Source organism: Micromonospora reichwaldensis (assembly GCF_031845925.1).
GTDB lineage: Bacteria > Actinomycetota > Actinomycetes > Mycobacteriales > Micromonosporaceae > Micromonospora > Micromonospora reichwaldensis.
In genome coordinates, this window is the sequence record NZ_JAVRFL010000030.1 from 53925 (window position 1) to 74823 (window position 20899).

Annotated in this window: 14 protein-coding genes; 3 read left to right on the plus strand and 11 right to left on the minus strand. The window is 71.9% G+C overall.

Annotated features, from left to right (window positions below; translation table 11 throughout):
- Positions 1-128 precede the first annotated feature (128 nt).
- Positions 129-3416, plus strand: coding sequence for an SseB family protein (locus RM555_RS22900; protein WP_311413662.1), 3288 nt, complete (start codon positions 129-131; stop codon positions 3414-3416).
- Positions 3413-3778: a hypothetical protein gene (locus tag RM555_RS22905; RefSeq protein WP_311413663.1), complete on the plus strand. Its 366-nt coding sequence runs from the start codon at positions 3413-3415 to the stop codon at positions 3776-3778. Before RM555_RS22900 ends, RM555_RS22905 begins: the two co-directional genes overlap by 4 nt.
- A gap of 1 nt (position 3779) precedes the next feature.
- On the opposite strand, the gene RM555_RS22910 is transcribed toward RM555_RS22905, so the two are convergent.
- The 4 genes from RM555_RS22910 to acs form a co-directional block, all read right to left on the minus strand.
- On the minus strand, positions 3780-4712 hold the full coding sequence (locus tag RM555_RS22910) for an alpha/beta fold hydrolase (RefSeq protein ID WP_311413664.1): 933 nt from the start codon (positions 4710-4712) through the stop codon (positions 3780-3782).
- Positions 4713-4850: 138 nt separating this feature from the next.
- Entirely contained in the window at positions 4851-7247 is a 2397-nt protein-coding gene (locus RM555_RS22915; RefSeq protein ID WP_311413684.1) for an immune inhibitor A domain-containing protein, read from the minus strand.
- A 424-nt stretch (positions 7248-7671) separates the two neighbouring features.
- Positions 7672-10461: an immune inhibitor A domain-containing protein gene (locus tag RM555_RS22920; protein ID WP_311413665.1), complete on the minus strand. Its 2790-nt coding sequence runs from the start codon at positions 10459-10461 to the stop codon at positions 7672-7674.
- 266 nt (positions 10462-10727) lie between these two features.
- The gene (acs, locus tag RM555_RS22925) at positions 10728-12692 is read right to left on the minus strand and encodes an acetate--CoA ligase (RefSeq protein WP_311413666.1); all 1965 of its coding nucleotides are present in this window, start codon (positions 12690-12692) and stop codon (positions 10728-10730) included.
- A 267-nt stretch (positions 12693-12959) separates the two neighbouring features.
- On the opposite strand from acs, the gene RM555_RS22930 reads away from it, so the two are divergent.
- Entirely contained in the window at positions 12960-13706 is a 747-nt protein-coding gene (locus tag RM555_RS22930) for a Fic family protein (RefSeq protein WP_311413667.1), read from the plus strand.
- A gap of 188 nt (positions 13707-13894) precedes the next feature.
- Here RM555_RS22930 and RM555_RS22935 read toward each other — a convergent pair whose 3' ends face one another.
- The 7 genes from RM555_RS22935 to RM555_RS22965 all read right to left on the minus strand — a co-directional run bounded on the left by RM555_RS22935 (position 13895) and on the right by RM555_RS22965 (position 20754).
- Complete coding sequence (locus tag RM555_RS22935) at positions 13895-14701, minus strand: HAD family hydrolase (protein ID WP_311413668.1); 807 nt, start codon at positions 14699-14701, stop codon at positions 13895-13897.
- Between the two features lie 108 nt (positions 14702-14809).
- Complete coding sequence (locus tag RM555_RS22940; protein ID WP_311413669.1) at positions 14810-16294, minus strand: tyrosine-type recombinase/integrase; 1485 nt, start codon at positions 16292-16294, stop codon at positions 14810-14812.
- An 11-nt stretch (positions 16295-16305) separates the two neighbouring features.
- Entirely contained in the window at positions 16306-16599 is a 294-nt protein-coding gene (locus RM555_RS22945; RefSeq protein ID WP_311413670.1) for a helix-turn-helix domain-containing protein, read from the minus strand.
- 18 nt (positions 16600-16617) lie between these two features.
- Positions 16618-18399: a replication initiator gene (locus RM555_RS22950; RefSeq protein WP_311413671.1), complete on the minus strand. Its 1782-nt coding sequence runs from the start codon at positions 18397-18399 to the stop codon at positions 16618-16620.
- Positions 18396-19106, minus strand: coding sequence for a DUF2637 domain-containing protein (locus RM555_RS22955; protein WP_311413672.1), 711 nt, complete (start codon positions 19104-19106; stop codon positions 18396-18398). The genes RM555_RS22950 and RM555_RS22955 overlap by 4 nt, the downstream gene beginning before the upstream one ends.
- On the minus strand, positions 19103-20536 hold the full coding sequence (locus tag RM555_RS22960) for an FtsK/SpoIIIE domain-containing protein (protein WP_311413673.1): 1434 nt from the start codon (positions 20534-20536) through the stop codon (positions 19103-19105). The genes RM555_RS22955 and RM555_RS22960 overlap by 4 nt, the downstream gene beginning before the upstream one ends.
- Complete coding sequence (locus RM555_RS22965) at positions 20527-20754, minus strand: hypothetical protein (protein ID WP_311413674.1); 228 nt, start codon at positions 20752-20754, stop codon at positions 20527-20529. The genes RM555_RS22960 and RM555_RS22965 overlap by 10 nt, the downstream gene beginning before the upstream one ends.
- Between the last annotated feature and the right edge of the window lie 145 nt (positions 20755-20899).

Consider the following 20899-nt stretch of genomic DNA (forward strand, 5'->3'; position numbering starts at 1 on the left):
TCCGGAACGGGATGTTAGCGCTTGTGGCGGCCCCGGGCGCACCGCCGCCGGCCAGCGATTGTGATCTTGCTTCTACCTTGTAGGTTGTACGCGATACCTATGGCCTGTTCGCGGGAGGAGGGGTGGCCGTGACCGAGTGGGAGCCGGCCACCGACGCCGAAGCGGCGATGCGGGACGCGCTACGCGCCAACGACCAACAGCTCTACTTCCGCGTCCTGGCCCGGACCGAACTGCTGCTGCCGGTCTCCGCCGAGGCACTCGCGGGGACGGCGCCGGTGGGCTGGGGCACCTGGAGCACAGGTGGCCGTACCCACGTGCTCGCGTTCACCTCCGGAGCGGCGGTGCGCGCCTGTCTCGGCGAGCACGGCGGTGCCGTCCGGCGTATCTCGTACGCCGATCTGTCCGACAGCTGGCCCAACCACGAGTGGTGGCTGGCGGTCAATCCCGGGCTGCCCATCGAGGGCTACCTGCCGGCCTGGTTCGTCGCCCAGCTCTCCCGGGGCGACGTCCGGCTGCCCGGCCGCACCATGGGTGCGCGGGCCCGGCTGGAACGCGTGGAGACGGCTGCCCGGGCGCGCGCCCAGGCCGCCGGTCAGGACACGTCGGGCGGGCCGGCGACCGGGCCGACCACCGGTGTGGCCCGGCCCGACGGCACGCTCCGGCCCGAGCCCACGGCCGCGTCGGCCACCGGCCGGATCCCCGCACCCGCCCGACCCGGCTCCGCCCACCCGCTCGCCCCGCCCATGCCCCCGGCGGACCACCTGGATGCGCGGCGTGGCGACCCGACGGCCGGCGGACCCGCCCGGTTCGACGCCGTGGCGGCCCCCGACCGGCTCCCGCCGCCGCTCACCGAGCGCCCGAGGGGCCTGCCGACGCCCGACGCCCACCCCTCGCCGTCGACCAACGGTCGCCCGGCCGGGGAGACCCCGGAGCGGCCGAACCGGTCGTTCTTCGAGCCGGCCTCCGGTCGCGCCGCCGCCTACCGGCAGGAGGCGCTGCGTTCGGGCGAGCGGGCGGCTCCGCCGTCCCGCCTCGCACCCGGCAGCCAGCCGTTCCCCCGCCGCCGGCCGATCGGGGAGCCGGTACCGGGGGAGGCGACCCACCCGATCCCGAGCGCCCCGCCCGGAGCGGAACCGACCCACGCCTTCACGGCGCCCGCCGGTGAGCCGACCCGCGCCTTCACGGCGCCGACTGCGGAGCCGACCCACGCCTTCACGACGCCTGCCGGTGAGCCGACCCGCGCCTTCGCGGCGCCGACTGCGGAGCCGACCCACGCCTTCACGACGCCTGCCGGTGAGCCGACCCACGCCTTCACGGCGCCCGGCGGGGAGCCGACCCACGCCTTTCCGGCGCCCGGCGGCGAGCCCACCCGGGCCTTCGCGATGCCCGGGGGCGAGGCCACGCAGGTGCTGCCGCCGCGCGGACCCGGCGAGGACGCCACCCGGGACCTCCGGGCCCCCGCCCCGGATCCCGGGCTGCCACCACCGGCGTACGGCGCGGACCGACCGCAGCCGGCCGAGGACCTCACGCAGGCGCTGCCGCGACGGCAGGCCACCTCCGAGCCGGTCGGGCCGGAGCCGGCGGCGGACGCGGAACCGGTCTCCGGTCCACCCGCCCCTCGACGCGGGTTCACGCCCATCGTCATCGAGGGCACCGTCATCGAGTCGCGGGACCTCACCGGACCGCCTGCCCCCGAGCAGGCCCCGCCCGCCGAGGAGACCGTCTCGCTGTTCGAGCCGGTCCGGCGCCGCCGGGAACCGGTGACCGCCGCCACCGCCGACCCCGCACCGCCCGCGCCCGCGCCCGCCCACCCGTCGTCGCCCGCCGACACCGCGCGGTCCGCCGCCCCGTCGTGGTCCGGCGACGCCACCGCGTCCCTGGATCCGACCGTGTCCCTCGATCGGACGCAGCCGGTGGTGTCGTCGGGGTCGAGCGACGCGACGGTGTCTCTGGATCCGACGGTGTCTCTCGATCGGACGCAACCGGTCGTGTCGGGAGACGCGACCGTGTCTCTGGATCCGACCGTGTCCCTGGATCGGACGCAGCCGGTGGTGTCGTCGGGGTCGGGCGATGCGACCGTGTCTCTGGATTCGACCGTGTCCCTCGATCGGACGCAGCCGGTCGTGTCGGGTGACGCGACCGTGTCTCTGGACCCGACCGTGTCCCTCGATCCAGCGCCGCCTGCCGACGCGGCGTGGCCCGGGGACGCGACCGTGTCCCTCGGATCCGGGCCGCCCGTCGGCGCGTGGTCCGGGGACCCGACGGTGCCGACCAGCGTCGCCGCGCCCGCACCAACGACGGACGGCGCCACCGGGCAGGGGGCCGCGACCGACGCCGGCGTTCCCGACGCCGGGCCGGCGGAGGACCCCGGTCCGCCGGTCGCCGGTGAGCCGGTCACCGCTCCCCTGACCGGGAGCGCGGACGTGTCATCGGGTGCCGGTCCCGTGCCGGTCGGCTTCGAGCCGGCCAACGAGGTCGAGGAGAACCTGCTCGACGCCGCCGGCGCCGGCAGTACCGACACCTTCCTGTCCACCCTGCTGCTGGCCCGCGTGCTGCTGCCGGTGGCGGCAGACTCCGCGCCGGGCAGCCGGCCCGGCGAGCCCGGCTTCGTCTGGCGTACGGAGGAACTCGACGGCGAGACGTTCGTGGTGGTGCACACCTCGCCGGAGCGGCTGGCCGACCACACCGACGCGACCGTCGAGACCATCGAGGTGAAGTTCGTCCAGTTGATCCGCCGCTGGCCGGACGAGTCCTGGTCGTTCGCGGTCAACCCGGGCACCCCCGTCGGGGCGAAGCTGCCCGGTGAGCAGATCGTCGGGCTGGCCAACTGGGCGGCGGAGGTGGGACTCGGCGACGACACCGACACCGAGCCGCCCGCCGCCGAGGAACCGGTGAGCCGCCCCCGCTACGCCCCGCCCGCGCCCGACCCGGCGCGCCCGATCGTGATGCAGAAGGCGGTCGCCCCCAGCCAGCTCGCGTACTACCTGGAGCGGGGCTACGACCGGGTCTCCGGCTTCGTGCACCGGGCCGGCGAGCTGGCCCACCTCAGCACCCCGGCGCAGCTGCACGACGCGCTCGGCCTGGGCTACCCGGATTCCCCCTTCGCCCGGGACGCCGGGGAGATCTACGTGCTGCGCTGGCCCGCGCACCGGCCGAGCCTCTACCGGATCCCGTACGGCGGGCAGAACGAGGCCGCCATGCGGGCCATGGAGGGTTGGGTCATCGAGCGCCCGCCGTTCCGGGGCAACGGGTTCGCGCCGGGCGAGAGCAGCGACGTGGTGGCGGAGTTCAAGGTGGACAGCGCCCGGCTGCCGCACGGCGCGCAGCTGTGGCGGATCGGCGCGGACGGCACCGAACGGGTGGTCGCCATCCTCGACACGGACGCGCTGCGGTGGCGACAGGTCGGTGAGCAGTGACGCGCGACGGCTACGTGGCCCGCTGGAAGGGCCGGGAGTACCAGGCGAGCCCGGACGGCGACGACGTCCGGCTCTACCAGCCGGAGCCGGGCGAGGGCTTCGAGGAGATCCGCCCCGGCCGCTACGTCCGGGTGCTGCCCGCCACCGAGCTCGACGACCTGGCGTACGTGCGGACCACCTGCACCTGGCAGGGGCAGCCGTTCATCGTCCTCGGCGAGCACGACGGCTGGCTGCGGGTGGAGTACACGGGCGGACGCTGGCCGGTGGCCCGGGCGATGGGGCTGGAGGTCTTCGACTTCGGCGTCTACCAGGGCTGGGCGCCCGCCGTGCAGGTCGCGGACCTGCGCGAGCAGCGGGTCTGACTCAGGACTTCGCCCAGCGCAGGACCTCGCCCAGCACCAGGTCGCCGGCCTCCACGTGCGGGAAGTGCCCGATGTCGTCCAGGAGCCGCCACTCGTAGGGTGCCACCACGTACCGGCCGGAGCCCTGGGCGGTACGCGGCAGAGAGGCCTCGTCGAGCGCGCCGTGCAGCTGGAGGGTCGGCGTGACGAGCGGCTTCTGCATCAGCCGGACGAAGCGGTAGCCGTGCAGGCGGAGCACCGAGCGGAACGCCCAGCGGTAGCCCTCCAGGGCGCAGAACGCCGCCTGCGGGATGCGCATGGCCTCCCGGCACCGCCGGGCGTACGCCTCGAAGCCCGGCCCGTCGACCCAGCGCGGCCCGCCCCAGCGGCGCAGCATCTCCTCGACGGCCGCCGCGTCGTCGCGGGTCAGCACGTGCTCGTAGCGGGGTAGCTGGAACTTCAGGGTGGGCGTGGCGGCGGCGAACTGCCCGCGCGGGTCGGCGAAGATGGCGGCCCGCAGCCGGAGCGGGTGGGGGGCGCCGAGCACCACCAGCCGGCGGACCAGCGACGGGTGGAACGAGGCCACCGTCCACGCGATCATGCCGCCGACGCCGGTGCCCACCACGGTGGCGGAGCGCTCGCCGAGGGCCCGGATCAGGCCGGCGACGTCGGCCGCGAGGGTGTAGCCGTCGTACCCCCGGGGCGGCTTGTCGCTGGCGCCGTAGCCACGCAGGTCGACCGCGACGGCCCGGAAGCCGGCGTCGGCGATCGCCGGCAGCATCTCGTGCCAGGCCCACCAGTGCTCGGGGAAGCCGTGCAGGAAGAGCACCATCGGACCGGTGCCGGCCTCCACCACGTGGAAGCGACTGCCGTTGGCGCCGACGAACCGGTGCGTCCACGGCCCCTCGGTGAGGACGCAGGACTCGTCGACGGGCCCGCCGCGCTGCTCGGTCATGGCAGACAGCCTAGGACCCCGACGCCGGTCGCCCCCGACGCCGACCCCACCGGTGGCGGGGACCGCCCGGGAAAGGGCGATGCCCGGGCAGGTGACCTGCCCGGGCATCGTGTGGTGCTGGTGGTACGGGATCAGCGATCAGGAGATGCGGATCTTGGTGTTGTTGCCGTCCTTCTCCAGGACCTTGATCTTGGTGCCGGTGGCCGGGAGCTTGACGCCGTGGTTCGGCAGCTCCGGGAACCAGTACTGCTGGGTGTCGTCGAACAGCGGCTGCGCGGCCTGGCCACGGATGTACTGCGGCTGGCTGTTGAGGTGCAGCGTGAACGAGTCGGCCTTCTTCAGGCTGAACGGCGCGTCGTAGACCTGGACGCGGGACCGCCAGGGCTGGCCGGTCAGGTTGTAGATCGGCCGCGGGTGCGCGTCGATGATCAGGTTGCGACCCTCACCCGGGTGCGCGAACGTGTCGTTGTCCGCCCAGCGGGTGTTCCAGTAGGAGATCAGCAGACCCTCCTGGTACGCGTAGTGGTCCACGTAGTCCGGGCGGGTGTTCGAGTAGCCGAAGAAGTACGGGCCGGTCTTCAGGTACTTGTCGTACGAGATGTACTGCCGGGTGCCCGCGATGTAGTAGTTGTCGTACGCCTTGGTGTAGCTCTTCTCGGCGGTCTCGAAGCCGCCGGCGAGCGTCCAGCCCGCGGCACCGGTCTCGGCGCCGTCGGAGAGGACGGTCTGACCGTCGGCCGTCACGGTGATCGCGTCACCGTAGAAGCCACCCTCGGAGACGCCGCCGTCGGTCTGGTAGCGCAGCCGGAACTGCGCGACCTTGCCCGCCGCCACGTCCATGGGGATGTTGACGTCGACCCACTCGCCGCCGCTGCTGCCGTCCAGCGCGTAGCGACCGGCGGAGATCTCCTTGAGCGGCTGGCCGTTGGCCGTGCCGGGCAGGGTCACCCAGGACTGGCCGCCGTCCAGCGACGCCTCGAAGAACAGGTAGTCGTAGTCGGCCTCGATGTTGTAGCGGCCCTTCATCGACAGTGCGGCCGACGACTTCCCGGTGAAGTCCAGGGTCCGGGTCATCGTGCTGTTGAGGTCGTCCGCGTTGCCGGAGAAGAACTGCTTGCTGCCCTCGAAGGGCGCGCCGTGCTCGAACGTGTAGTCACGCTTCGGGAGCACCACGACGACGGCCTGCGCCTCGTCGCTGTTGTACTCCTGCGGGCCGAGGGTCATGGTCCGCTTCTGCCCCGCGACGACCACCTCGTAGTCGAGCCAGCCGAGCTGGAGCTTGTTCCACGCGCCGAGGTCGCCGCCACGGTCACCGATGCCGGCGTCGGTCTTGGCGCCGAGCCGGCTCTGGGCCATCAGGGTCCAGTGCTCGTTGTTGTTGTCCCCACCACTGGTGACGTTGTAGTCGTCCGGCAGACCGAGGTCGTGCGCGTACTCGTGGTAGAAGACGCTCCGGCCACCGTTTTCCGGCTGGATGGTGTAGTCGCCGATCCAGATGCCGGTGTTGCCGATCTGGGTGCCGCCGGCCGGGTTGCCGGACGGGCCGGTCGAGCCCTGGTCGGACGCGAAGGCGTACCAGCGGTGGCTCCAGATGGCGTCCTCGCCCTGGTGCGGGTCACCGTCGGCCTCGTCGCCACCGGAGTGGACGATCTGGAAGTGGTCGATGTAGCCGTCCGGCTCGTTGAAGTTGGCGTCGCCGTCGTGGTCGTACCGGTCCCACTGGTCCATCGCCGACAGGTCGGCGGCGATCTGGGCGTCGGTGCGGCCGGCGGCCTTCTGGTCGGCGACCCACTGGTTGGCGGCGTCACGGACCAGTGCCCAGGTGTTGGTGCAGACGTTCGAGGCGCACGGGTAGCCGCCGGAGCGGCCGTAACGGGCCTCGTTGTACTTCACCTTCACCCAGTCGGTGACAGTGCCGTCGACGCTGTAGCGACCCGAGGACTGGGCCTCGTAGTACTGCTTCACCGACTCGTCACCGGGGTTGGTGCCGAAGTAGAGCTTGCGGTAGTAGTCGGCGTTGTAGTCCGCCTGCCACACCGTGGAGTTGTCCACCGCCCGGTTGGGCTGGGGGATCTCGTTGTGCAGCGGCCCGTCGAACCGGGTCGGACCCGCGGTGTCCGGGTCGGTGTCCTGGTCCGGGTAGCTCGGGTGCCGCTCGTTGCCGAACTCGGCGAGGATGACGAAGATCCGGTCCGTCTTCTCCCGGGAGAGCTCGACGTACTGGTCCTTGGTCTGGGTGGCGGCGTTGGCCCGGGTCGAGCGGGCGGCAGCCCCCTCGGCCTGGGTCTTGCCGACCTTGACGACCGTGCTGCCGTTGACCTTCTGCGGCTTGGCCCGGCCGGAGAGGACGTCGCTCAGGCCCTCCTGGCGCAGGGCGCGACGCTTGTCCTCCAGCGGGTTCGGCAGGTCGTGGTCGACATGGGCTGGCTCGGCGACCGACGGAGCGGCCGTCGGCAACTTCGGCTGCGGCGCGGCGGTGGCGGACGAACCGAACGCCAGTCCCGTCGCCGTCAGCGAAAGCCCGAGCAGACCCACTGCGACTTTGCGCACGTGGTACCTCCGGTTTGAGGGAACCGGCCCAACGGGGGTACGGGCCGGTGCTACCGATCCCACTAGTGGGACCAATGGTGAACATAGACACTCGTGTGACCGGTGGGAAGATGCGTGCGTCGATTTGTTGCAAAGTTTTGTTGGGAATGCTTTTCACCGTCACATCCCGGCCGTTCACCAACACGGTGAGCAGGGTGAACGCCCCCACCTGGGGACAAAGAGACGCTTTTCGATAAGCGTGATCGCGTAACGGAAAAGTGGGCGGCGGCGTGCCCGTCGGCCGTCCCACGGGTGGTCCGTCGGGCCTTTACGACCGCCGGCGACGTGTACACGCGGCGGGGCCCGCCCGGGGAGCACGGGTGCTCTCCGGACGGGCCCCGCCCGTTTTTCCGCTCGGCCGGACCTCGGGTCAGTTCCTCGCGGGGGTGACGTACACCGTGGCGTACGAGTTGTCCCGGGCGGTGCGCTTGATGGTGATGGTCACGCCGTAGGACACGCCCTGGTCGCCGGGGTTCCCGGTGCCCAGCACGATGCCGCTGCCCAGGCTGACCCCGTAGTAGGACGTCGCCGGCGTACCGTCCGGGTTGGTGACCCGGGTCGTGTACGGCGCGTTGCCCTTCGACGGGATGACCACGGAGGCGTCGTTGTCCCGCGCGTACGGCGAGCCGTCACGCATCTCGATGCCCGGGTACCAGGTCTTCGCGTCGGTGAAGCCCTTCACGGGCGCCTGCGGACCGAAGCTGGTGCAGTACTCGCTGTACGGCTCGTCCGCCGCCTCCAGGCACTCCGTGAAGGGGTACGTGGGTTTCAGCGAGAAGGCCGCGTTGGCGGACTGGGGGCGGCTGGGCAGGTTGTCCAGCACCGACGGGTCCTTCACGGCCGCCTCGCCCTTGCGGCGGTACGGGTCGAAGTGCGAGTCGACGATCAGCAGACCGCCCTTGGCGCCGTAGCTGGGCAGCGCCGTCATCTGCGCCGTGGTGTGGTTGACGTCGCCCCGCTCCGTGTCCCGGTACCAGACCAGCATGCCCGGGGCGTTGTAGGAGACCCGGTCGACCTTCCACGCGTCGCGCGAGTAGATCGTGTCGTAGGTGTACTTGAGGCCCTTGTCGAAGCCGTCGAAGTTGCGCCACTCGGCCAGGTAGTAGTGCGCCTGGGTCGAGGTGCCGGTGTCGATGTGCCAGCCCTGGCCGGTGGTGTCGACGAAGCTGCCGCCGGTCGCCGTCCAGCCGTTGGCCCCGCCCTCGACGTCGTCGCTCCACGTGGTGGCGCCGCCGCCGGTCACCGAGAAGTCGTCGGCGAACCAGCCGCGCTCCGCGAACGCCTCGTCCGTGGCGTAGCGGAGCCGGACCTGGACGGTCTGTCCGGCGTACGCCGACAGGTCGACGTAGTCGTGCCGCCAGCCGTGCGTGTCACCGGTGAGGCCGTACTTCTTGTTGCCGAAGTCCACCATCCGGCCGTTCGGGTCGGCGTAGCCGTCGTTCGTGGTGACGAGGTTGCCGGCCGCGTCGTAGACCTTCTGCTCGGTCCAGGTGGCGCCGCCGTCGGTGGAGAGCTCGACGAAACCGTAGTCCCAGTCGGCCTCGATGACGAAGTTGTTCCACATCCAGAACTTCGCGTCGGCCGCCGCCGGCACGGCCACCTGACGGGTGATCTTGACGTCCGCCCAGTCCTGGTCGGCGCCCGAGTACCACATGTTCGCGCCGCTGTGCGGCGTCGCCAGCGTGATCACCTTGTCCGGCAGGTCGACCTTGATGCCGTCCTCGGTGCCGCGCGGGGTCCGCGAGGTCTGGCCGAGCTGGACGGCACGCGGGTTCGAGCCGGGCGCGAGGGTCAGCGGGTCGGCCCAGCCGAGCACCCACTTGTCCCACAGGCCCATGTGCGTCGGCAGCGCCTGGAAGATCTCGCCCGAGTGCGAGCCCGAGGCCATCAGGTCCCAGAAGTCGACGTCGGAGTCGGCGTTGCCGGAGGTGTCGTAGAGGTCCGGCAGGCCCAGGTCGTGGCCGAACTCGTGGGCGAAGACGCCGACGCCGGCGTCCTCCGGCTGCACGATGTAGTTCGAGACCTGGAGGTTGGTGCCGGGGATGGTGTAGCCGCCGGTCACCGTCGACGAGTGGGCCCAGACGGCGTACGTGCCCTCGGCGCCGCCGCCGCGGGACTTGCCCTGCCCGGCGTGCACCAGCACCAGGTGGTCGATCACGCCGTCCGGCTCGAAGAGGTTGCCGTCGCCGTCGCGGTCGCCCTGGTCCTCGATGTCGTAGTCGGCCCACGGGAAGTTCGGGTCCGCCTGCGCGAGGGCGTCGATCGCGTCGGTGGCGAGCCGGCCCGCGCCCTGCGGGTTGTCCGGGTGGCCGTTCATCGACTGCTGGCGGCCGGGAACCCAGTTGCCGTTCTCGTCCTGAAAGCAGCGCGAGGCCGCGTACCAGCCCTCGGAGTGCGGCACGGTGATCCACGGGCTGGCCTGCCCGTCGACCGTGTACGCGCCCTTCGACATCTCCAGGTACATGTTGTGCATCGTGCGGCCGGTCAGGTCGATGCCGCGCCTGCCGTCGGGGCCCTTCAGGTCCTTGCGGACCCGCTCGGTGATGCCCTTCTTGGAATAGAGCATCTTGTCGTAGTGGGTGGGCGAGAAGTCCGGCACCCACATCGAGTTGTTGTCCTCGTGGGGCAGGTTCGCCGGGTTCGGGATCTTGTTGTGCTTCGGCCCGTTCTGCACGGTGCCGGGGACGCAGGTCCGGTCCTCGAAGACCGTCCGGGGGACCATGACGCCGGTGAAGTCGTCGTTGGCCTGGTCGTTGAACTCCACCAGCAGGGTCAGCAGCTTGGCGGTCTGGGTGCTCGGGGCCTTCTTGATCTGCCGCGGGCTCTTGCCCGTCATGATCGACTTGGCCTCGTGCTTCGCGAGCTGCCCGGCGGCGACCGGGTTGCCGCGGGCGTACTTGCGGTCGTAGGCGCGCGCCTCTTCGACCGCCGGGGCGTAGACGCCGCCCTTGCCCTTGACCTCACGGCCGCTGCTGTCCGGCTGGACGGCGGGCTCGGCGTAGTTGATGTAGTGCTCGTCCGCCCCGATCGTGGCTCGGGCGGGGCCGGGCTCCGCCGCCGCCGCGCCACCGGTCACGGTCAGTGACGAGGCGGCGAGGGCGATGGCGGGCAGCGCGACGAGCAGGCGTCGACGCGACCCGGATTGCGGATTTCTGTTCATGCCGCTCCGTTTCTCGGGCATGGGGAGGAGGAAGCCGGTCGGCCTCCATCGATGCGACATCCATCGAACCGACCCGACGAGCGTGAACCTAGAACAGAAAAGAGGGGAACGACAGGGGTCGACCTCTCCCTGTGACCGTTCAGCTTCACTCGGCTCACCCGACCGACCGATGTGACAGCACGTATCCGGCCGGTCGCACACCCGTAAGAAACGACGATGGGTGACGGTCTGCGTGGGACCGCCACCCATCGGGGCGTACGCCTGCGTCAGTCCTCGTCGGACTTGCCGCCGCCCATGCCGGACGAGATCAGGTCCATCACGGACGAGTCCTGGAGCGTGGTGACGTCGCCGAGCGAGCGGTTCTCCGCGACGTCGCGCAGCAGCCGACGCATGATCTTGCCCGAGCGGGTCTTCGGCAGCTCCGGCACCAGCATGATCTGCCGGGGCTTGGCGATCGGGCCGAGCGTCTTCGCCACGTGGTTGCGCAGCTCGGCGATGAGCTTCTCGCCGGCCTCGCCCGCCGTGTCCGTGGTGCCGCGCGGGATGGCGAACGCGACGATGGCCTGCCCGGTCGTCGGGTCGGTCGCGCCGACCACCGCCGCCTCGGCCACCGACGGGTGGGAGACCAGCGCCGACTCCACCTCCGTGGTGGAGATGTTGTGCCCGGACACCAGCATCACGTCGTCGACGCGGCCCAGCAGCCAGATGTGCCCGTCGTCGTCCTTCTTCGCCCCGTCCCCGGCGAAGTACATGCCCTCGAAGCGCGACCAGTACGTCTCGATGAACCGGTCGTCGTCGCCCCAGATGGTGCGCAGCATCGACGGCCACGGCTCGCGCAGCACCAGGTAGCCACCGCCGCCGTTCGGCACCGACTGGCCCTGGTCGTCGACCACGTCGGCGACGATCCCGGGCAGCGGCGTCATCGCGGAGCCGGGCTTGGTCGCCGTCACGCCCGGCAGCGGCGAGATCATGATCGCCCCGGTCTCGGTCTGCCACCAGGTGTCCACGATGGGCAGCTCACCCCCGCCGACGTGCTGCCGGTACCACATCCACGCCTCGGGGTTGATCGGCTCACCCACGCTGCCCAGCAGCCGCAGCGAGGACAGGTCGTAACCGGCCGGGATGTCCTCGCCCCACTTCATCATCGTGCGGATGAGCGTCGGGGCGGTGTAGAGGATGCTGACCTTGTACTTGTCGACGATCTCCCAGAACCGGCCCTTGTGCGGGGTGTCCGGGGTGCCCTCGTACATGACCTGGGTGGCGCCGTTGGAGAGCGGGCCGTAGACGATGTAGGAGTGCCCCGTCACCCAGCCGATGTCGGCGGTGCACCAGTAGACGTCGGTCTCCGGCTTCAGGTCGAAGACCGCGTGCTGCGTGTACGACGTCTGGGTCAGGTAGCCGCCGGTGGTGTGCAGGATGCCCTTCGGGCGGGCCGTGGTGCCGCTGGTGTAGAGGATGAACAGCGGGTGCTCGGCGTCGAACGGCTGCGCGGCGTGCTCGGCCGGGGCGGTCTCGACCGTCTCGTGCCACCAGCGGTCCCTGCCCGACCAGGCCACCTCCTCGCCGGTGCGGCGCACCACCAGCACGTGCTCGACCGACGGGCAGTTCGCCACCGCCTCGTCCACGGTCGGCTTCAGCGCCGACGGCTTGCCCCGGCGGTAGCCGCCGTCGGCGGTGATCACCACCTTCGCGCTGGCGTCCTGGATCCGGTTGGTCAGCGCGTCGGCGGAGAAGCCGCCGAAGACCACGCTGTGCGTGGCGCCGACCCGGGCGCAGGCCAGCATCGCGACGGCCGCCTCCGGGACCATCGGCAGGTAGATCGCCACCCGGTCGCCGGCGGTGACGCCCAGCTCGGTCAGCGCGTTCGCCGCCTGGCAGGTCAGCCGGTGCAGGTCGGCGTACGTGATGGTCCGGGTGTCGCCCGGCTCGCCCTCCCAGTGGATCGCGACCTTGTCGCCCAGCCCGGCCTCGACGTGCCGGTCCAGGCAGTTGTACGCCACGTTGAGCTGCCCGCCGACGAACCACTTCGCGAACGGCGGCTTCGACCAGTCGAGCACCTGGTCCCACTGCCGCGCCCAGGTCAGCCGCCCGGCCTGCCGCTCCCAGAACGCCAACCGGTCGGCGTCCGCGTCCGCGTACGCGTCGGCGGTGACGTTGGCGTTCGCGGCGAGTTCGGCTGGCGGGGGGAACTGGCGCGTCTCGTTCAGCAGATTGGCCAATGCCTCGCTCATGCCGTACTCCCTCGTCGCTCGGGTGACCTGCGTCTCTCTAGGGCACGAGGTTAGTCGGGGCGGTCGGCACGGGCGACCGCCGGTCCGGCCGACACGCGCCGAGCGGCCTCCGCCGCGCGCCGGACGGCGTTCCAGGTGTAAGGAAGGGCACCTTCTTAACGCATCCTGTAGAGGAAGGGCCCCTTCCTCACCGAAGCGCAGGGTGGCACCGGTCGCTTCCGGGCGGCTCGTCGGCGGGTCGCGCCGGGCAGTCGCTAGCGTGACGGGGTGACCGCTGACCCGCTCGCCCCGCTGCTCGCGCTCGCCGACGTCGCCCCCGCCGTGGAGCGGGCCCGCGAGCGCTTCGACCAGGCCCTGGGGCACCGCGCGCTGCGCCGGCACGGCGGCCAGGTCGCGGCCGAGGTCAGCCTCCGGTCCGCGGTGGCCAGCGCCGCCCTGGAGGGGTACGCCCGCGAGCGCGAGGCGGTCCGCGCCGGGACGGTGACCGAGCCGGTGGTGCAGGGCGCGCTGCGGGTCGCCGGGGCGCTGCCGGGGCTGTCCGAGCTCTGGCCGAAGGCGCCCCGGCAGGCGCTGGCCAGGCTGCACGTGCTCGCCGCCCGCGACGTCGTCGGTGAGGCCGAGCTGGGCCGTCCGGTGGCCGACCCGGTCGTCGCCGCCCGGCTGGACGGGCTGGCCGGGCTCGTCGCCGGCGGCACGAAGGTCTCGCCGCTGGTGCTGGCCGCCGTCGTGCACGGCGAGCTGCTGAACCTGCGCCCCTTCGCCGGGCCGTCCGGGGTGGTGGCCCGGGGCGCCGCCCGCCTGGTGCTGCTGTCCAGCGGGCTGGACCCGCGCGGCCTGCTCGCCGTGGACGTCGGTCACCACGAGCGCGAACCGGAGTACGTCGGCTCAGCCGGCGCCTTCGCCACCGGCACCCCGGACGGGCTGCGCTCCTGGCTGCGTCACTACATGGCGGCGGTGGAGGTCGGCGCCGACCAGCTCACCACCATCGGCGACGAGGTCCTGGCGGCGGCCTGAGCCGGAGCCGACTCGTCCGCGGATCGCGCGCGGTCACCGGATCGGGGCGGGCGCCGGACTCACGGCTCGGCCTCGCGGCTCAGGTGGTCGTGTGCGGTCGCCGGGCCGGGCGGACGCCGCGGCTCGGGCAGGCGGGCGCTCAGGTGGTTACGCCCTTCGCCGGGCCGGGTGGGCGCCGGCCTCGCGGCTCAGGCTGGTGTGGGGGCGGTGCGGGTGCGGCGGTGCCGGCCGTACCAGGCGATGCCGATGGCCACGCCGACGCCCACGCCCAACGCCGCGGCGGCGACCGGGACGGCCGGGCGCTCGCGCAGCCTCCGCCCCAGCGGGATCGGGTGCCGGAACTCCAGCACCGGCCAGGAGTTCTCGACCGCGAGCCGGCGCAGCTGCCGGTCCGGGTTGACGACCGAGGGATGGCCGACGCACTCCAACAGCGGCCGATCGCTGTACGAGTCGGAGTAGGCGTACGAGTCGGCCAGGTCGTAGCCGCGCTCGGCGGCCAGTTCGCCGACGGCGTCGACCTTGCTCGAGCCGGCCGCGTAGAACTCGACCTCGCCGCTGTAGCGGCCGTCGACCACGCCCATCCGGGTGGCGATCACGTCGGTGACTCCGAGCAGCACGCCGATCGGGCGGACCATCTCCTCGCCGGAGGCGGAGACCAGGACGACGTCCCGGCCGGCGGCCTGGTGCTCCTCGATCAGGGCGGCGGCCTCGGCGTACACGTAAGGGTTGATCAGCTCGTGCAGCGTCTCCGCGACGATCTGGCGGACCTGTTCCACCTGCCAGCCCTTGCAGAGCGCGGCGAGGTAGTCCCTGGTCCTGGCCATGGTCTGCGCGTCGGTGCCGCCCAGCCGGAACATCAGCTGGGCGTACGCCGACTTGACCACGTCACGCCGGGTGATCAGGCCGTCCCGGTAGAACGGCCGACCGAACGCCAGGGCGCTCGACTTGGCGATGACGGTCTTGTCCAGATCGAAGAAAGCGGCACTTCGGCCCACGGCGCGAAAGTCTAGCCGGATGGTCTATGGTCGGCGGGTGCCCGGGGCCCGGCGACCCCTCGGACCTGCGGGCCGACCCTCCGCCACCCTCGCTCATCGTGATTATGGTCACACTCTGCGAACATTATTTCGCACGGAGTGGAGGAGACGCCACTCGACGTATACAGGTTCGCTCAGGCAGACTTGCTGATGCGACGAGTGTTCACATCTCGTACGACAGGCAGACCCTCGGCGGTTGCACCCCCCGTGACCGCTGAGTGGGTTCGGCTCGACCCCCCCCGGAGCCGAACCTTCGACGACCCCCGTCTCCCCCCGACGGGGGTCGTCCCTTTCCCGGAAGCGCTCCCGACCTGGTAGAGGCACTTCTCCGAGGCCGACTGGGCGGGGCGCCGGGCGGAAAGTCAGCGAATCGTCAGCGAACGTCAGCCGCACCCGGTCGGCGTAGTCGTCCGGGGTGTGCGTATAACGATTGAGCGTCGTTGACGCCTTCTCGTGCCCCACGACCCGCCGCACCACGTTGACCGGCACCCCGTCCGTCACGAGCCACGTGATGTACGAGTGCCGCAGGTCGTGGAACCGCAGACCGCCGAACGCCGAGGCCGCCGCGTGCGCTACCGCCGCCGACTCGTCGGCGAACTCCGCCCGCTGCTCCCGGCCGTCCCGGTCCGGCCACGACGCCACCCACCGGCCCGGCGCCACCTCGGCCACCCGACCGAGCAACCCGGCCCGCACCAACGACGGCAGCCACACCCGCCGCCGGAAGTTCGACCGCCGCTGCGGCCCGCCGTCCCGATCGGCGAAGACCAACGCCCGCCCGTCCGGCACCGCGGCTCCGCGCCGCCGGCGCAGCTCGTCGACGAGGAACGGCGGCATCGGCACCGTCCGCACGCCGGCCCGAGTCTTCGGGTACGCCCGCAGCACGATCCCGCCGTGGGTCTCCACCGCCACCTGGGCGACGTGCAGCAACCCCCGATCGAGGTCGACCGCCTCCCACGGCAGGCCCGCGCACTCACCCCAGCGCAGTCCCGCCCCGGCGGCGGCGCAGACGATGCCCCTGTGTTCGGCCGGCACGGCGGGCAGCAGCTGGCCGAAGAACGCCTCCCGGCTGATCGTGCCGGCGCGAGCCTCCCGCGCCCGGTTACGCGGCACCCGCACCCCCTCGCACGGGTTCACCGCGATCAGGCGCGCCCGGATCGCCGTCTGCATGATCATCGACAGCATCCCGAGGTGCTTCGTCGTCGTCGACGGCGCCAGAGTCCGGCCAAGGGTGGTCACCCACTCCTGTACCGCCAGGTAGTCAATCTTCGCCAACGGCCAGTCCGCCCACTGCGGCAGCAGGTGAGCCCGCAGCATCGAATCCGTCCGCTCGGCCGTCCGAGCCTCCACCGACCGCCCGGCGAGCCACCGCGTCACGAACTCGCCGAAGCGCATCCGCCCCGCGTGGGGGTCGACGTACGTCCCCCGGTTGAGCGCGCCCTCCACCTCGGCCAGGAACGCGTTCGCCTCCTTCTTGGTGCGGAACGTCTTCGCCTTCTGCCGGTCGGCCGAGTCCCGCCAGTTCGCCCGGTACGTACCAGCCGGCGTCTTGCTCACGAAGCCCACGATCACCAGCCCCCGCGCGGCGCGTCGGTACCCGTTGCCGAAAGGCCGCCGGAGGCACCGTCGAGCCATGCGTGGAAACGGCTACGCGGCACCACCCAGCGCCGCCCCAGCCGTTCGGCGGGGATCTGCCCGGCCCGGACCAGGGCGTAGGCAGAGCTGACGGACAGGGACAGCAGTGCGGCCACTTCCTTGACCGTGTAGACGGCCCGGACCGGCTGAGGCGGGCGGTCGCCGGGGGCAACGTCGCCAGCACGAGGCCCGGCCTGCCGAGGCGCGAACGGCACGACGATGGACAAGATTTCCTCCCCAGGGGTTCAGGCCGCGAGCGCGGCGGGTTGTGCGGTTGCCGAAACGGCGGCGGCTGTTCGTATCCGGGCGGTGTCGAGGTCAGCGCGCCAGCGGATGCGGGCGGATATCGCGCGCAGGAGGCGGTGTTCCAGGGGTGGCACGTCGGGGTCTTCGGGTCGGGCGAGTTCGAACCGGTACCGCTTCGAGCCGTCCGCGTCGTCGGCCGCCTGGTCGTGTTCCTCGGTGTCGGCCATGCCGCCGGCGAGGATGGCGCGGACCCAGGCGCGGTTGTCGGCGCGGTGGTCGGCGAGGGTCTTGCCGGACCATTGGCGGGAGACGAGGACGCGTCGGCCGGTGAAGCCGAGGGTGGAGCGTTGGTGGACCTTCCCGGTGCAGCGGCCGGGGGTCAAGCCCGCCTTGACCCCGTCCGGCTGGACGCCGTACAGCAGCCAGTTCGCGCACGTCGGCGAGCACGGCAGGACGGCCAGCTCGGCGTGGAGGCGGTCGAAGTGCGCCTTCTGCGCGTCGGAGCGTGGCTTGGCCTGGTCGGTCAGGTCCTTGGTGACGTACTTCGTCACGTACCGGATCGACCGCTCCGCATCCTTGGTGCCCTGCTCGATGCCCCGCGCGTCGATACGGCCGAGCCGGGCGACGTAGGCGGGGCGGCTGTCGGGTTCCTCCAGGGCGTCGAGGGCTTCACCCCAGGTGGGCAGCGGCTCCCGGGTCTTCGGGTCGACGTACGCCTGACGGTCAACGTTCCAGACCGGCGGCTTGTCGACCGGGTACGTCAGTTCGTCGAAGGGCGGCCACCACACCTGGTGGTAGGTGGCCGCTGCGATCTGCTTGAGCAGCCGGCGGGGAAGGGTGCCGCGGATGGCGAAGTGTGCGTGTGGGGCGAGTCGTCGTTGCAGCTCGACGGCTCCGGCGTATTGGACGTTCCAGCCGGCGGCGCGGCGGACGTTCTGCCACCACCGGTCGAGGACCCGGGCGAAGTGGATCGAGTCCAGGGCCGCGCGCCGGTAGTCGTACGTCGTGGGGTCGACCGGGGTGCCGAGCACGTCGTCATACGGGCCGTGCCGCTGGCCGCACTCGCACGGGGCGACGTAGGCGCCGCGCCGTAGGTGAGAGTGGACCGGCCCGTGCGAGCCGAGCGTCAGCGTGACGAGCATCGACGGCCGGTGCGTCTTTCCTGCCTTCCCGGAGTAGGCGCGGCCGACGGTGCGCGGGTCGACCGGCAGGCGTGGCAGGTCTGGGGAGTCCTGCCGCCGCCGGGTCGACCGCTTGCGCCGAGGCCGCTCGTCGCGCTCCTTCGGGGTGAGGTGCCCGCGCAGGCTGGTTTCGGCGAGCGCTTCATCCAGTTCCGCGATCGCGGCGTCCACGTCGGCGATCTGCGCGGCCCGCTCGTCGGGGGTCATTGGCTGGTAGTGCAGCGCTTCGCGTTCGAATTCCAGGTGTGCCCGGACCCGTACGAGGGCGAGGACGTCTTCTCCGGGGTTGTCGGGTCGGACGGCGGGTTCGTCGGCGAGGTGCCAGCCCTCGCGGATCTGTTGGATGCGCAGCCGCCGGCCCCGTTCCGCGCAGGGCTTGCACTTGACAGCGAGGGTGGCCCCGCAGGGCACTTCGACGACCTCGGTGTGGCCGGTGGCGGTGTCGGTGCGGCGCAGAGCCAGGGGGCGGACGCAGACGCCGTTTTGTTCGGCGAGTTGCTTGAGCGCGTCCTTGGCCAGGGGCTTGCGCATCCTGTCCGCGCGCGATCCCGGTCGGGGCTGCTCGACGGGAGTCGTGGGGACGAGTTCGAGTTGGCTCACCGGTCACGCTCCCCGTCGAAGACGCTGCCGTTGCGGGGCGCGAAAGCCGCCGCTGGTACGGGCACCAGTCCGGGCCGCCGCTGTTCCACCGGCGCCACGGAAACCGGGCGGAGAGTCGCCGGGCGGGGCTGCTCGTCGGTGGCCTCCACGGAGACGTTCACCGCCTGGCCCTCGTCGACGACGGCGAGGGTCACCGCTTGGTTCTCGTCGGCGACGTCAAAGGGGGGCCGGTGGTCGGCCGGGTTGTAGCCGGGAGGGACGTCGCCCCACTCGCTGGTGTCTGCCGGCTTGTCGACAGACACCGTCAGCGAGGCAGCAGGGGTGGTGGAGAAGATGAGCTTGGACAGGCCGAGGAACGCCAGCGCCGGCACGGCTGACAGCAGCCACCCGGACACGCCCGGCTTTGCCACGGCGAGCTGCGCCGACAGCGACAGCGCGACGGCGCAGACGAGCAGGAACATCGGGTACCCGACCGACCCGCCGGTGCGGCGGCGCCGCCGGATGGTCAGCAGCGCCGCCAGGGGCAGGAGTTCGGAGATCGCGGCGTTGGCCCACCCGAACCAGTCCCCCGTACCGGTCGGGGAGTTGGCCATGGTCCAGTCGTGCACGTGCGTGAACGACGCCGCCCCGGCCAGCCCGCCCACCGTGAGGACGATGAGCACCAGGACTACGCCCTCCACCCGATCCGCAGTCGCGTTGGTCTTCACCGGGTCACCTCCTGCTCGTCGTTGGTGTCGCCGCAGAGCCGCCGATAGTCACGGCCCAGCTCGCGGATGTCGTCGTCAGTGAGGTAGGCGAAGCGGACCCGGACGGGTTCGCGGACGCCGTCGAGGACGACGAACCCCACACCGGGTGTCGATTCAGGGATGCGGTCGCACAGTGCTCCCCGATCGCGGGCACCGTCGCCGAGGACCATGTCGACCTGTTCTGGCTCGGTCAGCCGCAGGCCGATGCGGGTCGGAAACAGGTCCCGAAACGGCAGCACGTCCTTACGCGGATCCTGCAACGCCGCTACGACGTGCACCCCGACCGCGCGTCCCTGGGACAGCAGTAGGCCGAGGGCTTCCTTGATCCGGTCGCGGACCTTCCGGTCCGTGATGTACGCCGTCAACGCCGCCAGCTCGTCGACCACCAACACGATCAACGGCTCATCCGGCGTCGGCGTGTGCTGACGAGCAACCCCGCGCAGCCGGGCCGCCCGCAGCCGCATCCGCTTTACGGCCTCTTCCAGGACGCCGGCCATGCCGTCGGGGTCGTCGTAGGAGAAGCGGGCGAACAGCGGCACCCCGGCTGCCAGCTCCATGCCGCCCTTGGGATCGAATGCCCACAGCTCCACCAACCCCGACCGGACACCGCCAGCCAGGGAACGGATCAGCGACCACAACACCGACCCCTTGCCCGAGCCTGTCGCCCCCGCGATCAGCACATGCGAACCGGTCAGCCGCAGCCGGTAGGGCTGCCCGTCCTCACGCACACCGAGCGCAAGCCCGTCCAGGTCCGGCACCTCGGTCATTGGCAGGAGCGCCACGGTGCCGGCCAGGGGGTCACGGCGCAGGAACCGGATCACCACCCGATCCGGGCGGGCCGTCGAGCGGGCTTGGCCGGTGCGCAGGCGGAAGGCGTAGGCGAGGCGTTCCGCAGCCTGCCCCCAGTCGTCGGGGATCTGCCCCGGCAGCATGCGGACGGTCAGCTCGTCGCCGTACCGATCGCAGCGCACCCGCAGGAGTTGCGGCACGTACCGGTCACCGGCGAACACCGTCGCCAACCCGCACGTGGCCATGACCGATGCCCACCGCCGCCGGTAGACCACCAATGCGCGGACGCGGCTGACGAGCGGGTACCAGCCGAAGCGCAGCCACGACGACGAGTGCCACCGCCACCAGGCCCCACAGCCGACGGCGACCGCCAGGACGACGCCGGCCAGCACCCGCCCGCCATACTCGGCCCGCACCCACAGAGCGGCCACGGTCGGGGCGGTGAGCCACCAGTACCGCACCGCGAGCACGGTGAGGCGGAACAGGCCCCGGGCCAGCCACCAGAACACCAGCAGCCAACCCGGGACCCGCCATGCAGGAAGGCGCATGTTCATCGGCGCCACCGGGATCTTGTCGCCCGGAATGATGTTGATCAGAGGCACAGGTCACCACCCCTGCCAGGACGCGCCAGGGTGGCGATGCACGAGCGGCAGGACATGCGACGCAGGTCGAAGCGGCGCGGCTTCACCCACTCCGCGCAGCGGGGGCAGCGGATCGCGCACACCTGTGCCGAAGCCGGCGGCAACCGCAGCACAGACCGGAGGGCCGCCTCCACCTCGCGGTAGGCGTGGCGCAGACCGATCAGGCGGGTACGGGACATCAGGACCACCACCCCGACGAGCAGCGGCCCTCAGAGCAGTTCAGGGCAGGGGGAACTACGGTGGGCATCACGCCCTCCTTCACACGTGAGGGATGGAAGAAGCGCGGGACGGGCCGGGACTCTTGGCGGGGAAACGACCCGCCCC